Genomic DNA, 13216 nt, shown 5'->3' with positions numbered 1-13216 from the left:
GAATTCGAATGAAACGCTGCGCCTGCAATCACCCTCATCCTGAGCTTGTCGAAGGACGAGGGTGACGCTCTGAGGAACACAACAATGTCCACGCTTCTCCTGCTGCCCGGCGACGGGATCGGCCCCGAGGTCTGCGCCGAAGTGCGCAAGGTCGCCGCGGCCCTGACCCCGAACCTGACCATCGACGAGGCGATCTACGGCGGCGCGGCCTATGACGCGCTCGGCACGCCGCTGCCCGACGACACCCGCGATGCGGCCCTCGCCGCCGACGCCGTGCTGATGGGCGCGGTCGGCGGCCCGCAGTGGGCCGGCGTCGCCCGCGACAAGCGCCCGGAAGCCGGGCTCCTGACCCTGCGCAAGGTGATGGACGTCTTCGCCAACCTGCGCCCGGCCTATTGCTTCGATGCGCTCGCCAGCGCCTCGAGCCTGAAGCCCGAGCTGGTCGCCGGCCTCGACATCATGATCGTCCGCGAGCTGACGAGCGGCGTCTACTTCGGCGAGCCGCGCGGCATCGAGACCCTGCCCAGCGGCGAGCGTCGCGGCTTCGACACCCAGACCTACACCACCAGCGAGATCGAGCGCGTCGCCCGTGTCGCCTTCGAGCTGGCGCGCGGCCGCACCAACCGCGTCGCCTCGGCCGAGAAGTCGAACGTCATGGAAAGCGGCCTGTTCTGGCGGGAGGTCGTCACCGACCTGCACAAGCGCGAATACGCCGACGTGCAGCTGGAGCACATCCTGGCCGACAACTGCGCCATGCAGCTGGTCCGCGCGCCCAAGCAGTTTGACGTCATCGTCACCGACAACCTGTTCGGCGACATCCTGTCGGACGCCGCCGCCATGCTCACCGGCTCGCTCGGCATGCTGCCGTCGGCCGCCCTCGGCGCCCCGGGCGCGCCGGGCCTCTACGAGCCGATCCACGGCTCCGCGCCGGATATCGCCGGCCAGGGCGTGGCCAATCCGCTGGCCGCCATCCTATCGTTCGAGATGGCCCTGCGCTGGTCGCTCGGCCGCGTCGAGGAGGCCGACAAGCTGCTGGCCGCCGTGAAAGCGGCGCTCGACGGCGGCGCCCGCACCCGCGACCTCGGCGGCGTGCTCGGCACGGCCCAGATGGGCGACGCGGTGATCGCGGCGTTGTAGAGCGTATTGCCCTCGTCATCCTGAGCGGTCCGCCCATGCGGACCAGTCGAAGGACGCACCGCAGCGCCGCCCTGCGTGCTTCGACTTGCGCGGCGCGCAGCTCAGCATGACGAAGGTTCTTCGGATGCGCTCCGTCCCCTGCTTCACCGCACCGCAACATGGTGGGGTGGCGTTTTGGCGTGGTCTCGCGTAGAAGCCCCCCGCCTCCCGAAAAAGCCAAGAATCCGAAGTCCGCACCCAATGTCCATGCGCAACGTCGCCATCATCGCCCACGTCGACCACGGTAAGACCACCCTCGTCGACCAGCTCCTCGCCCAGTCCGGCGTGTTCCGAACCAACGAGGCGACGACCGAGCGCGCCATGGACTCCAACGATCAGGAGCGGGAGCGCGGCATCACCATCCTGGCCAAGTGCACCTCCGTGCTCTGGAACGGCAAGGCCGGCGAGACCCGCATCAATATCATCGACACCCCCGGCCACGCCGACTTCGGCGGAGAGGTGGAGCGTATCCTCGGCATGGTGGACGGCTGCGTGCTGCTGGTCGACGCCGAGGAAGGCGTCATGCCGCAGACCAAGTTCGTGCTGACCAAGGCGCTGAAGATGGGCCTGCGCCCGATCCTCTGCATCAACAAGGTCGACCGCGCCCACGCCGACCCGGACCGCGTGCACAACGAAGCCTTCGACCTGTTCGCCGCCATCGGCGCGACCGACGAACAGCTGGACTTCCCGCACATCTACGCTTCGGGCCGCGCCGGCTGGGCGACGCTCGACCTCAACCAACCGAACGACAATCTTGCCCCGCTGTTCGACCTGATCGTCGACCACGTGCCGCCGCCGAAGCAGGAAGCCAAGGTCGACCAGCCGTTCCAGATTCTCAACGTGCTGATCGAAAGCGACCCGTTCCTGGGGCGCCTGCTGACCGGGCGCCTGGAAAGCGGCAAGGCCGTCCCCGGCATGGCGATCCACGCCCTTGACCGTGACGGCAAGGAAATCGAGCGCGGCCGCATCACCAAGGTGCTGGCCTTCCGCGGCCTGAAGCGCCAGCCGGTCGACTTCGCCGAGGCGGGCGACATCGTCGCCATCGCCGGCATGAGCAAGGCCACCGTGGCCGACACCCTGTGCGCCATGGAAGTCACCGAGGCGCTGCCCGCCCAACCGATCGACCCGCCGACCATCTCGATGACCGTGGGCGTCAACGACAGCCCCCTGGCCGGCCGCGAAGGCGACAAGGTGCAGAGCCGCGTGATCCGCGACCGCCTGCTCAAGGAAGCCGAGTCCAACGTCGCAATCCGCATCACCGAGAACAAGGACAGCGACGCCTATGAAGTCGCCGGCCGCGGCGAACTGCAGCTCGGCGTGCTGATCGAGAACATGCGCCGCGAAGGCTTCGAGGTCTCGATCTCGCGTCCGCGCGTGGTCTACCAGACCGGCGAGAACGGCGAGCGCATGGAGCCGATCGAGGAAGTCGTCATCGACGTCGACGACGAGTTCTCGGGCATCGTCATCGAGAAGCTCTCGATGCGTAAGGCCGAGCTGAAGGACATGGGGCCGTCGGGCGCCGGCAAGACCCGAATCAACCTCCTGTCGCCGTCGCGCTCGCTGATCGGCTACCAGGGCGAGTTCCTCACCGACACCCGCGGCTCGGGCGTGCTCAACCGCGTGTTCAGCCACTACGAGCCGCACAAGGGCGCCATCGAAGGCCGTCAGAAGGGCGTGCTGGTTTCGAACTCCGACGGCGAGACCGCCGCCTACGCCCTGTGGAACCTCGAGGAGCGCGGGGTGATGTTCGTCGGCGCCGGCGAGAAGACCTACCAGGGCATGATCATCGGCGAGAACAGCCGCGCCGACGACCTCGACGTCAATCCGATGAAGGCCAAGCAGCTGACCAACGTCCGCGCCTCGGGCAAGGACGAAGCCGTGCGCCTGACCCCGCCGCGCCGCCCGACGCTCGAACAGGCCATCGCCTACATCGAGGAAGACGAGCTGGTGGAAGTCACCCCGAAGTCGATCCGCCTGCGCAAGCAGGTCCTGAACCCGTCGTTCCGCAAGCGCCGCGCCAAGGAAGACTAGGTCTTTCGGGATCGCCGAAATCTGAGGGGGCTCCGCCGCAAGGCGGGGCCCTTTCTCGTTTGGCCGCTAGCCGTTGGGTTCGCCGCCAGGGAAGAGCAGGGCTTCGTAGTTCTGTGCTCCATGCAGGATATGGACGATGAGCACCCTGGTCGGCTCCACGGCGTAGAAGATGGCGTATGAGCCGACGACACGCCGACGAAGGTCCTGTGCCGGATAGCGACTGACGCGGGCGAAGGCGTAAGGCGTCTGACCAAGAGTTTCGGCGCCAGCCAATATCCTATCGACCAGACGGCCGGCCGCGATGGGACTTTCCTGCGCGACGTAGGACGTGATCCGCCTCAGATCCGACCGCGCCTCGGCGGCCCAGACCACCCTCATCGATCAGGATAGAGCGCGCGAAACTCGGCGGCGATGTCGTCCATTTCGAATATCCGTCCGGCCTCGCCATCTGCTAAGCCACGCTGGATCGATGCGTCCAACGCGGCCAGTCGGGCTTCGCGTTCTTGCACGAGCCGAACCCCTTCACGCATCACTTCGCTGCGTGAATTGTAGCGGCCCGACTTCACAAGGTCGGTTACGACGCCTTCAAGTTGGTTGCCCAGATCGACGCTACTGGCCATGGAGCACCTCCAGCTAAAAATCTGCGCCCGCCGATAACTATTATCAACCCCTCACACCCCCCCCGGAACCACCAGCACCAGCCAGGCCACGATCGGCCCCACGGCCACGATCACCCCGCTGTAGATCAGCAGCAGCCGCAGCACCCGCTCGCGGTCGGCCTCGGGGGCGTTGGCCACCACCAGGGCGCCGTTGGTCGAGAAAGGGCTGGTGTCCACGATGGTGGTGCAGATGGCGATGGCGGCGATCACGCCGACCGCGCTGACCCGGCCTTGCATCAGGAACGGCATGGCCAGCGGGATCACCATGCCCAGCAGAGCGGTCGAGGACGCGAAGGCCGAGACGATGGCCCCGGTGAAGCACAGCATCAGGGCCGCCAGCAGGGGCGAGCCAATGCTGGAGATGCCTTGGCCGACGCTGGTCACCGCCCCGGCGGTCTGCATCACCTCGACGTAGGTCACCACGCCGCAGATCAACAGCACGGTCGACCAACTGACCTTGTCGATGGCTCCTTTCTGCCCCTTGGGCGACAGCAGCGAAAGCGCCACCGCCACCACCATCGCCAACAGCCCGACGTTGAGGTTGAAAGCGATGGCGCCGACGCCGAGGGCGGTCAGGCCCGCCAGGGTGACGGCGCGGTGCAGATCAAGCGGCGTGCGGCCGTCCGGCGCCGCCTCGGCGGGGTGGGTCACGCTCGCGGTGGCCGGCGTGCCGCCGTGGCCGCTCAGCGAGCGCGAGGCGAGGTCGGGATGCGGCTCGGTCGCCGGCGCCGCGCCCTTCGGATTGTGCAGCTTCAGCCCGCCGAAGATCACGAACAGCAGCGCGGCGATGGCCAGATTGAACGCGAAGCTGGCCAGGAAGATCTGTGTCGCGCCGGAAGCCAGCCCAGCCTTGGCGACCAGGCCGTTGACGATGCCGCCATAGACGCTGATCGGCGAGAAGCCGCCCGCCTGGGCGCCGTGGATCACCATCAGCCCCATCATCACGGGGTTGATCCGGTACTGGGCCGCGAAGGTGAGGGCGACCGGCGCCAGGATGGCCACCGCCGCCGGCCCCAGCGCCCCGAACGCGGTCAGGGCCGCGGCGATCAGGAACATCACCCACGGAATGGCCACCACATGGCCGCGCACCAGCCGCACCGCGCGCTCCACCAGCCAGTCGACCGTGCCGTTCTTCTGGGCGATGGCGAACAGGTAGGTCACGCCCACCAGGGTCACGAACAGGTCGCCCGGAAAACCCGCGAAGATCTGCTTGGTGGTCAGGCCGAGGCCCAGCACGCCCACGAAGAAGGTCGCCGCCAGGGCCAGGGCGCCCATGTTCAGCGGCAGCACCGTCGCCAGCAGGAACACCACCACCAGAGCGACGACGGAAAGAATCTGGATGTTCAAGCGTCCCGCCCCTGACCCGGCCGCTGTGTTCGCGACCTTTGCGGCCACGCTACGCAGTGTGCGGCGATTGACGCAACAGCGCGCGCCATAGCAAATCCGCGCAGTTCACGACGGGGGCCGCGATGTCCGACAATCTCTACGCCCTCTTCCGCCAGGCCGCTCCCGACGACGGCAAGGTGTTCCTGCGCACTCCCGACGGCCGCAGCCTGACCTACGGCGACCTTGAGGCGGGCTCGGCGCGCTTCGCCAACGCCCTCGTCCTCCTCGGCGTGAAGCCGGGCGACCGGGTGGCGGTGCAGATCGACAAGAGCCCGGAGACGGTGCTGCTCTATCTCGGCTGCCTGCGCGCCGGCGCCGTCTACCTGCCGCTCAACACCGCCTATACCCTCAACGAGCTGGCCTACTTCATCGGCGACGCCGAGCCGGCCGTGATCGTCTGCGATCCCCGGATGCGCGAGGGCGTTCTCGGCCTCGGCGCCGGCGCCGAGGTCGTCACGCTCGACGCGCTGGGCCAGGGCAGCCTGGCCGATCTCGCCGCCGACCAGTCGCCGAGCTTCCGCACCGTCGCCCGCGAGGCTTCGGACCTCGCCGCCATCCTCTACACCTCGGGCACCACCGGCCGCTCGAAGGGGGCGATGCTCACCCACGCCAACCTGGCGTCCAACGCCCGCACCCTGGTCGAGGCCTGGCGCTTCACCGAAGACGACGTTCTGCTGCACGCCCTGCCGATCTTCCACATCCACGGCCTGTTCGTGGCGCTCAACGTGCCGCTGATGGCTGGCGCCTCGCTGATCTACCTGCCGAAGTTCGACCCCGAGGCCATCCTCCGCCTTCTGCCCGAGGCCACGGTGATGATGGGCGTGCCGACCTTCTACGTCCGGCTTCTGCAGGACGAGCGGCTGACCGCGGACAGGGTCAGCAACTGTCGCCTGTTCGTCTCCGGCTCCGCGCCCCTGCTGGCCGAGACCCACCACCAGTGGTCCGCCGCCACTGGCACGGCCATCCTCGAGCGCTACGGCATGACCGAGACCGGGATGAACACCTCCAATCCCTATGACGGCGCCCGCGTCGCCGGCACGGTCGGCCCGCCGCTGCCCGACGTTTCCCTGCGCATCACCGACCCCGAGACCGGTCGCCCCATGCCGCGAGGCGAGATCGGCATGATCGAGGTGAAGGGCCCCAACGTCTTCGCCGGCTACTGGCGCATGCCCGAGAAGACCGCCGCCGAGTTCCGCGCCGACGGCTACTTCGTCACCGGCGATCTCGGGATCATCGACGATGCGGGTTACGTGCAGATCGTCGGCCGCGGCAAGGACCTGATCATCTCAGGCGGCTTCAATGTCTATCCGAAGGAGGTCGAGGGCGAGATCGACGCGCTCGACGGCGTCATCGAGTCCGCCGTCATCGGCCTGCCGCACCCCGACCTCGGCGAGGGCGTCACCGCCGTCGTCGCCGTCGCGCCGGGCGCCCGGCTGGAGGAGGCGGCCCTGCTCAAGACCCTGGCCGGGCGCCTCGCGGGCTTCAAACGCCCCAAGCGCGTGATCTTCGTCGACGACCTGCCGCGCAACACCATGGGCAAGGTCCAGAAGGCCGCCCTGCGCGAGCGTTACAAGGGCCTTTACGACTAGGCCGTGGCCGGCTTCCCACGCCGCCGGGGCGTGCGACAAATCGCGCCAGGGGCGAGGGCTTGCGGGGTTCGCGCCGAATCGGCTTGGCTTGCCCCCAGTGACCAAGCCTGGGCTGTGTGTGCTGAGCGCCATTTCGACTTCGATTTGTCCTGCGGATGACTTCGTCCCCGTCGACAACGGTCCAGATCGGGTGTCGTGGTATGGTTGAAAGTCATGGTCCCGTTCAGGCGCCGGTGCGTCCCAGCGACCGCGCCAAGGGGGTGGCCGCGATCCAATCGCTCCTCCGCCTGATGTCGCACATGCGCGAGTGCTACCCGCAGGACGACTTCGAGAAGGTCGCGGTCTTTCTGAGTGTCGTCAGCGCCAGCGCCGGCTGGACTTTGCGCGACAAGCAATTGCTGCGGGACATGGGGGCGGGGCCGTTGCCGGAGGGGCTGCAGCGCCACATCAGCGCCCGCGCCGTGGCGGAATCCCTGGCCATGCCGCGCGAGACCGTCCGCAGGAAGTTGAGGGAGCTCGCGGCGGCCGGAAAGATCATCGAAGGCCCGGACGGCTTCCGGATCCCAAGCGACGCCATTCACAAGGATCGCAACCTCGAATTCTGCCGCGGCATCGTCGCGGAATTTCAGGCCGCGCCGCGTCGCATAAGCCAGTTCGACGAGCTGGACGATGGAGCGTCACACGCATAGCGGTGTGACCCAATTTGGGCGCAACCTATAGAAGAAAGTTACAATTTGCTGGAACACTTTCCGCGTCGAGGCAAGAACTCGGGAGGGGCGTGCCATGTTAAACAATATTAACGCCGCATTTACGATTTGGCAATCATTGGAGAGTGATCCACGAGCCAGCTCGAATTCGAAGTATAGCGCCGCGGAACGTTTGTTGATGACTGCGGTCCCCGTATCGATCGGTGAGATCTCCACAATTCTGCGAATGTTGGCCCACGGCTTTGCCGCCGGCGGCCGCTCGGACGGGGCGGACTGCAAGCGCATGGTCGAGATGTGCGACCGTCTTGAAGCCCATGCGCACGCCCCCGGCCCTGTCGCGCTGGCGGCGCTGGCCCAGCCCACGCGGACCATCGGTTCGTACCATGGGCAATCGGAGCCGACGCTGCATGAACTGCACAGCCCGCCGCTGCGGCGAGCGGGCGGGTAGGGCGTCAGGCGCCGCGCCGGGGCGGCTAGGCCCGGCGACGGCGCGCCATCCATCCGGCGACCCCGCCGGCGCAGAGGACGCTCAACGCGGCCCCGACCGCGAAGGTCGCCTGCGGCCCGTAGCTGTCCCACAGAAGGCCGGCGGCGATGTTCCCGACCAGGGCGATCAGGCCCGAGATCAGGCTGAACAGGCCGAAGGCGGAGCCGCGCAGATGCGCCGGCGCGGCGTCGGCGATCAGGGTCATCAGCAGGCCCTGCGAGAAGCCCATGTGCAGGCCCCACAGGGCGACGCCGACGTAATAGGCGATCGGGGCGCTCGAGGCCGCCAGCACCACGTCGGCCGCCGCCAGGAACACCAGGCTGACCAGCAGCAACGAACTGCGGCCGATGCGGTCGGACAAGGCCCCCACCGGGAAGGCGGCCAGGCCGAAGACGACGTGCAGCAGGATGATCGCCGCCGGGGCGTAGGTCTCGGGCACCCCGACATCCAGACCCTTCATCACCAGAAAGGACTCGCTGAAGCGGGCCAGGCCGATCACCGCCGTCAGCACGATCATCGTCCAGGTCGCGGCGTCGAGTTTAATGGCGCCCTTCAGCGACGGCGGCGTCTTGCCCGCGTCCTCGCCGCGGGGCGGGTCGGAGACCCCGAACACCAGCAGGGCGATGGCGGCGAACGCCGGGATCGAGGCCAGCCAGAACACCTGTTTGATGTCGTCCGCCAGCAGGGCCATCAGCCCGATCGCCAGCAGCGGCCCCACGAAGCCGCCGACGGTGTCGAGCGATTTGCGCAGGCCGTAGGCGCGGCCCCGAATCTCCTTCGGCGTCACCGCCGCCACCAGGGCGTCGCGCGGCGCGGTGCGGACGCCCTTGCCGATGCGGTCGACGCCCTTGGCGATCAGCACCCCTTCCACCGAGGCGGCCAGGGGAAAGATCGGCTTCGACAGCGCCGCCAGGCCGTAGCCGGCGACCGCCAGCCATTTCGGGCGCGAGACCCGGTCCGATACGAACCCCGCGCCGAACTTCACCGCCGTGGCGACCGCCGCCGAGAACCCCTCCACCAGCCCGATCAGCGCCGCCGAGGCGCCCAGGCTCACCACCATGTAGATCGGCAGCAGCGTCTGGATCATCTCCGACGAGACATCCATCAGCAGGCTGACGAAGCCGAGGACCCAGACGGTGCGCGGGATGGAATTGCGAGTCATTCGCGCCTCCTCGCCGATGGGGCGCGCAAAGTCCACAAGCTTCAGCGGCAGAGGCTGTAACGACTCATGTCCAGGTGCAGGTGGTCGGCGTGGGCGGCGTTGTAGTCGGGGCTCAGGGTCGCGCCGAACAGGCGGCAGGCCCCGCCACGCGCGGCGCGCAGAAAGCGGCCCTCGGGGCCGGGATCGCGGAAGTTCCGCGCCACGGTGATCCGGCGGCCGTCCGACAGATGGAAGCCGGCGACATCGAGGGCGCCGGCGGTGGCGTGCTGGCTCGGCCGCGCGCCCGCGCGGCCATAGATCGTGCGGCAGGCGTAGGTCCCGAAGTGATCGACCGTGACGATCTCGGCCTCGAGCAGGGCGCGCGCCGCCGGCTGGGCCACCTGCCGCGACCACAGGGCGTAGGTGAGGGCGAGCGGACAGGTCATGGTCGGGCCGGCGGGGGCGAGGCGCGAGCCTGCGCCAAGACGCACCGTATTGGCCGTCGAACAAAAGCCCGTCTCGCGTCGCTCCGCCTCCCGGAACGTCACGCCGCCGTCGGTCAGGGCCGCGCGACAGGCGGCGGGATCGTCCCGCACCCGGGCCAGCTTGGCGGCCGTCGCCAACCCCAGCGGCTCGTCGAGCGAGAATGGCTTCCACGCCAGGTCCTGCGGCGGCGCGTAGCGGTCGACCGCGAAGGCCAGCATCATCGCCATGAAGGCGACGTCGAGGACGAAGACCGCGGCCTCCGCCAGCCCCATCGTCTCAGGCGAAGGTCGGCGCATCATTCGCTTGAAGAAGGGCGGTAGGATCACCGCAGGCCAACGGCCCAGGCGCAACTCCGGTTCAGCCCTGAAGTGACGGCCGCGCGGCGACTCGCTATCTAGGGTGCATGCCCGAAGGCGACGCCGCGACCATTCCGAAGCCTGAGAAGGCCCCGCCGCAGAAGTTCGGCCAGGGGTTCGTTCTCGACGCCTGGTATTTCGTCGCGCTCGCCCGCGAGGTCACCGCCAAGCTCAAGCGCTGGGAACTGCTCGGCGAACCGGTGCTGCTCGGCCGCGACCGCAAGGGCCAGGTCTTCGCCATGCGCGACATCTGCCCCCACCGCGCCGCGCCGCTGTCGGCCGGCAAGCTGGTGCGCGAGCCCAACGGCGACGAGCGCGTGGAGTGCCCCTATCACGGCTGGCGCTTCCGCACCGACGGCGTCTGCATGACCGTGCCGTCCCTGGTCGACGATCAGGACATGGACGTCGGCCGCATTCGCGTGCGCCGTTATCCCGCGGCGGAAAGCCAGGGGATGGTGTTCGTCTGGGTCTCGTCCGACCCGCGCTTCGCCGGCGATCCGCCGGAGCCGCCGCCGACCTTCCCCGGGGTGGTGGGCGGCGCGCCCAAGCTGGTCGACCGCATGGTCTTCGAATCCCACATCGACCATGCCGTGGTCGGTCTGATGGACCCGGCCCACGGCCCCTACGTCCACGCCCAGTGGTGGTGGCGCTCGTCCCATTCGCAGCACGAGAAGTCGAAGAAGTTCGAGCCGCGCGAGGCCGGCTTCGCCATGGTCCGCCACCAGCCCTCGAAGAATAGCCGCGCCTACGCCATCCTCGGCGGCGAGCCGCTCACCGAGATCACCTTCCGCCTGCCGGGCCTGCGCTGGGAGCACATCGTCATCGGCAAGCGCCAGGTGCTGGCGCTCACCTGCCTGACGCCCATCGACGACAAGAACACCCGGATCACCCAGCTGATCTGGTCCGACCATCCGGTGTTCGCCTTCATCAAGCCCTTCATTCAGGCCGGCGCGCGCGCCTTCCTGCGGCAGGACGCCGGCATGGTGAACCTGCAGAACGAGGGGCTGAAGTACGACCCGGCGCTGATCTGGATCGACGACGCCGACCGCCAGGCCAAATGGTACCAGCAGCTCAAGCGCGAATGGGCCAACAGCCGGCGCGAAGGCCGGCCGTTCAACAACCCGGTGGAAGCGGCGACGCTCAGGTGGCGGTCTTAAAGCACCACCGCTCTCCCCGGCGAAGGCCGGGGTCCAAGATGTTGGGCGGCGCCATGCCGCTCCGCCGTCGTGTTCTTCCCAGAACCTCAGCTTGGGTCCCGGCCTTCGCCGGGATGAGCGGGTTTTTACGCCTTGATGCCGGAAAGCAGCAGGCGAATCTGGTCGCCCATCCGCTTCTCCAGCTCTTCCGCGCCCCAGCCGTCGTAGATGGCGAAGCGGTAGTTGGCCGTCGCGATATCCTGCAGCATCTGGGCGACCAGCGGCGTGTCGATCTTCGACGACAGCTGGCCGCGGCGGATGCCTTCGGCCAGGGCGTCGAGCACCACCTGGCGGATCGGCGCGCGCGCCTCACGCATACGCATCTCGGTTTCCGGGCTGCGGGTCCACGAACAGCCGATGCGCGCCTGCAGCAGCGGCAACTGCTGCAGATGGTAGTCGTACGACACCGCGAAGGCGCCGAGCAGGGCGTCCTCGACGTTCGCCGCCTTGGCGGTCGCGGCGCGCATGGCCTCGATGGCCTTGGCGTCGTCGCTGAGGATGATCTCCTCGAACAAGGCGTCCTTGTCGGGGAAGCTGGCGAACACCGCGCCGGTCGACATGCCGGCCGCCTGGGCGATGTGGCGGATGGTGGCGCCCTCGTAGCCCAGCTCTGTGAACAGGCCGCGGGCCGCGGCCAGCACGCGCTCGCGGGTGCGCTGCTTGGCCTGGGCGCGGACGCCGCGTTTCGCGGGGGCGGCGGCGGAGGTCGGGTAATCGGACTTCGATTCAGCGATCATCGACGGGCGAAGCCTCGCGTGGCGGTGAATGAAGTGGGAGCCGTCTGAGCTTTCCGAACGAGGGAAAGAAATACGAACGGCGCCGAGGGGGAGCTCGAAGCCAAGGGTCTCTCCTGCCTCCCCGCTGTTTAAGATACGCCGGACGACCCGCGGTGAGGTGTCGATCCTGTCCGGCGAGACGGGGCGCAGCGCGCACCGAAACTAATTGGTCGTGCGCACAATCAGATGGTGCGCCGAGCGAATTATGAAAGACGCCCGTCGGGGCGCATACGCCTCGAAGTCGGTTCGGACAACGCCTAACCAACCCCAAGCGCCGATATGATATAGCGCAGCTTCGAGGCCTTTCCATGGCGCCCATCTTTCAAACTGCGTAGAGTGCGGTGATGGACACGCTGTTCAAAATCCTCATCCCAGCCTCGCTGCTCGCGGTGACCGTGACGCTGTTTGTCGGCCTGTATGCGCTGTTCCGCGGAGGCGACTTCGGTCGCTCCAATTCGAACAAGCTAATGCGTCTCAGAGTTGCATTGCAAGCTGTAGCAGTAATCATCCTGGTTGCAGCGTTCTGGTGGCGGAGTCATTAGGTCTTGCTGGGCAAAGCTCCGTGCGATTGTGCGCATTAAACGGGCGCTAAGCAGTTGAAATTCAGTCTTCCGGCAGATTCCGGGGCGCCCCGCCCGGTGTATCGAGGCCGGTGAAGGAGCCCGGTCGTGGTCGTCCTCAACCGCATCTACACACGCACGGGCGACCAAGGAACCACGCGCCTGGCGACCGGCGAGCCGGTCAGCAAGGCCGGCCTGCGCATCGCCGCCAACGGCGACGTCGATGAGCTCAACGCCTGTCTCGGCCTCGTGCGCCTTCATTCCGTGGGCCACTCGCTCGACGCCACGATCGCTCGCGTACAGAACGAGCTGTTCGATCTCGGCGCCGACCTCTCGACGCCCGAACGAACCGGCGCCCTGCGCGTCACCGCCGGCCAGGTCGCGGCGCTCGAAGCCGACATCGACAGGCTCAACGAAGAGCTCGCGCCCCTGACCTCTTTCGTCCTGCCCGGCGGCTCGCCCGCAGCGGCGCACCTGCATCTGGCCCGGACCGTCTGCCGCCGCGCCGAGCGCACCTGCGTCGCCCTGGCCGCCGTGGAACCGGTCGAGGCCGAAAGCCTGAAATACCTCAACCGCCTCTCCGACCTCCTGTTCGTCGCCGCCCGCGCCGCCAACGCCAACGGGGCGGGGGACGTGCTCTGGGTCCCGGGCGCGACGCGCTAGTCC

Annotated in this window: 14 protein-coding genes; 8 read left to right on the top strand and 6 right to left on the bottom strand. The window is 68.1% G+C overall.

What is annotated here, in order from left to right; translation table 11 throughout:
* Positions 1-84: 84 nt before the first annotated feature.
* Positions 85-1137 carry a 3-isopropylmalate dehydrogenase gene (gene leuB / locus ACFLIT_RS09415; RefSeq protein WP_479910962.1) on the top strand — a complete coding sequence of 351 codons (1053 nt, stop codon included), beginning with the start codon at positions 85-87 and terminating at the stop codon, positions 1135-1137.
* 240 nt (positions 1138-1377) lie between these two features.
* Positions 1378-3207, top strand: a complete 1830-nt coding sequence (gene typA / locus ACFLIT_RS09410) for a translational GTPase TypA (RefSeq protein ID WP_479910961.1) — start codon at positions 1378-1380, stop codon at positions 3205-3207.
* A 66-nt stretch (positions 3208-3273) separates the two neighbouring features.
* On the opposite strand, the gene ACFLIT_RS09405 is transcribed toward typA, so the two are convergent.
* The 3 genes from ACFLIT_RS09405 to ACFLIT_RS09395 are packed head-to-tail and all read right to left on the bottom strand — an operon-like array spanning position 3274 to position 5213.
* The gene (locus ACFLIT_RS09405) at positions 3274-3585 is read right to left on the bottom strand and encodes a type II toxin-antitoxin system RelE/ParE family toxin (RefSeq protein WP_479910960.1); all 312 of its coding nucleotides are present in this window, start codon (positions 3583-3585) and stop codon (positions 3274-3276) included.
* Positions 3582-3827, bottom strand: coding sequence for a type II toxin-antitoxin system ParD family antitoxin (locus tag ACFLIT_RS09400; RefSeq protein ID WP_479910959.1), 246 nt, complete (start codon positions 3825-3827; stop codon positions 3582-3584). Before ACFLIT_RS09400 ends, ACFLIT_RS09405 begins: the two co-directional genes overlap by 4 nt.
* Before the next feature lie 51 nt (positions 3828-3878).
* Complete coding sequence (locus ACFLIT_RS09395) at positions 3879-5213, bottom strand: SLC13 family permease (protein WP_479910958.1); 1335 nt, start codon at positions 5211-5213, stop codon at positions 3879-3881.
* Between the two features lie 122 nt (positions 5214-5335).
* On the opposite strand from ACFLIT_RS09395, the gene ACFLIT_RS09390 reads away from it, so the two are divergent.
* The 3 genes from ACFLIT_RS09390 to ACFLIT_RS09380 all read left to right on the top strand — a co-directional run bounded on the left by ACFLIT_RS09390 (position 5336) and on the right by ACFLIT_RS09380 (position 7996).
* Complete coding sequence (locus ACFLIT_RS09390; RefSeq protein WP_479910957.1) at positions 5336-6841, top strand: malonate--CoA ligase; 1506 nt, start codon at positions 5336-5338, stop codon at positions 6839-6841.
* Positions 6842-7101: 260 nt separating this feature from the next.
* Entirely contained in the window at positions 7102-7530 is a 429-nt protein-coding gene (locus tag ACFLIT_RS09385; RefSeq protein ID WP_479910956.1) for a hypothetical protein, read from the top strand.
* A gap of 247 nt (positions 7531-7777) precedes the next feature.
* Entirely contained in the window at positions 7778-7996 is a 219-nt protein-coding gene (locus tag ACFLIT_RS09380; protein ID WP_479910955.1) for a hypothetical protein, read from the top strand.
* Positions 7997-8021: 25 nt separating this feature from the next.
* Here the strand turns inward: ACFLIT_RS09380 and ACFLIT_RS09375 are convergent, their stop codons facing one another.
* Both ACFLIT_RS09375 and ACFLIT_RS09370 read right to left on the bottom strand, forming a co-directional pair.
* On the bottom strand, positions 8022-9197 hold the full coding sequence (locus tag ACFLIT_RS09375) for an MFS transporter (RefSeq protein ID WP_479910954.1): 1176 nt from the start codon (positions 9195-9197) through the stop codon (positions 8022-8024).
* Positions 9198-9238: 41 nt separating this feature from the next.
* Positions 9239-9958 carry an extensin-like domain-containing protein gene (locus tag ACFLIT_RS09370; protein ID WP_479910953.1) on the bottom strand — a complete coding sequence of 240 codons (720 nt, stop codon included), beginning with the start codon at positions 9956-9958 and terminating at the stop codon, positions 9239-9241.
* A gap of 107 nt (positions 9959-10065) precedes the next feature.
* On the opposite strand from ACFLIT_RS09370, the gene ACFLIT_RS09365 reads away from it, so the two are divergent.
* Positions 10066-11175: an aromatic ring-hydroxylating oxygenase subunit alpha gene (locus ACFLIT_RS09365; RefSeq protein WP_479910952.1), complete on the top strand. Its 1110-nt coding sequence runs from the start codon at positions 10066-10068 to the stop codon at positions 11173-11175.
* Positions 11176-11300: 125 nt separating this feature from the next.
* Here ACFLIT_RS09365 and ACFLIT_RS09360 read toward each other — a convergent pair whose 3' ends face one another.
* The gene (locus tag ACFLIT_RS09360; protein ID WP_479910951.1) at positions 11301-11951 is read right to left on the bottom strand and encodes a TetR/AcrR family transcriptional regulator; all 651 of its coding nucleotides are present in this window, start codon (positions 11949-11951) and stop codon (positions 11301-11303) included.
* A 383-nt stretch (positions 11952-12334) separates the two neighbouring features.
* Here ACFLIT_RS09360 and ACFLIT_RS09355 point away from each other — a divergent pair, with 383 nt between their 5' ends.
* The gene (locus tag ACFLIT_RS09355) at positions 12335-12532 is read left to right on the top strand and encodes a twin transmembrane helix small protein (RefSeq protein ID WP_479910950.1); all 198 of its coding nucleotides are present in this window, start codon (positions 12335-12337) and stop codon (positions 12530-12532) included.
* A 126-nt stretch (positions 12533-12658) separates the two neighbouring features.
* Positions 12659-13213, top strand: coding sequence for a cob(I)yrinic acid a,c-diamide adenosyltransferase (locus ACFLIT_RS09350; RefSeq protein ID WP_479910949.1), 555 nt, complete (start codon positions 12659-12661; stop codon positions 13211-13213).
* The last annotated feature ends 3 nt before the right edge of the window (positions 13214-13216 follow it).

The organism is Caulobacter sp. HJHS_5, from assembly GCF_056683955.1.
The sequence above is the reverse complement of the archived record's forward strand: the minus strand, read 5'-3'. Positions and strand labels throughout refer to the sequence as shown.

Excerpts from the sequence above, each read along its gene's own strand:
- leuB (WP_479910962.1), top strand. The coding sequence starts at position 85 with ATGTCCACGCTTCTCCTGCTGCCCGGCGACGGGATCGGCCCCGAGGTC.
- typA (WP_479910961.1), top strand. The coding sequence starts at position 1,378 with ATGTCCATGCGCAACGTCGCCATCATCGCCCACGTCGACCACGGTAAG.
- ACFLIT_RS09405 (WP_479910960.1), bottom strand. The coding sequence starts at position 3,585 with ATGAGGGTGGTCTGGGCCGCCGAGGCGCGGTCGGATCTGAGGCGGATC.
- ACFLIT_RS09400 (WP_479910959.1), bottom strand. The coding sequence starts at position 3,827 with ATGGCCAGTAGCGTCGATCTGGGCAACCAACTTGAAGGCGTCGTAACC.
- ACFLIT_RS09390 (WP_479910957.1), top strand. The coding sequence starts at position 5,336 with ATGTCCGACAATCTCTACGCCCTCTTCCGCCAGGCCGCTCCCGACGAC.
- ACFLIT_RS09375 (WP_479910954.1), bottom strand. The coding sequence starts at position 9,197 with ATGACTCGCAATTCCATCCCGCGCACCGTCTGGGTCCTCGGCTTCGTC.
- ACFLIT_RS09370 (WP_479910953.1), bottom strand. The coding sequence starts at position 9,958 with ATGCGCCGACCTTCGCCTGAGACGATGGGGCTGGCGGAGGCCGCGGTC.
- ACFLIT_RS09365 (WP_479910952.1), top strand. The coding sequence starts at position 10,066 with ATGCCCGAAGGCGACGCCGCGACCATTCCGAAGCCTGAGAAGGCCCCG.
- ACFLIT_RS09360 (WP_479910951.1), bottom strand. The coding sequence starts at position 11,951 with ATGATCGCTGAATCGAAGTCCGATTACCCGACCTCCGCCGCCGCCCCC.
- ACFLIT_RS09355 (WP_479910950.1), top strand. The coding sequence starts at position 12,335 with ATGGACACGCTGTTCAAAATCCTCATCCCAGCCTCGCTGCTCGCGGTG.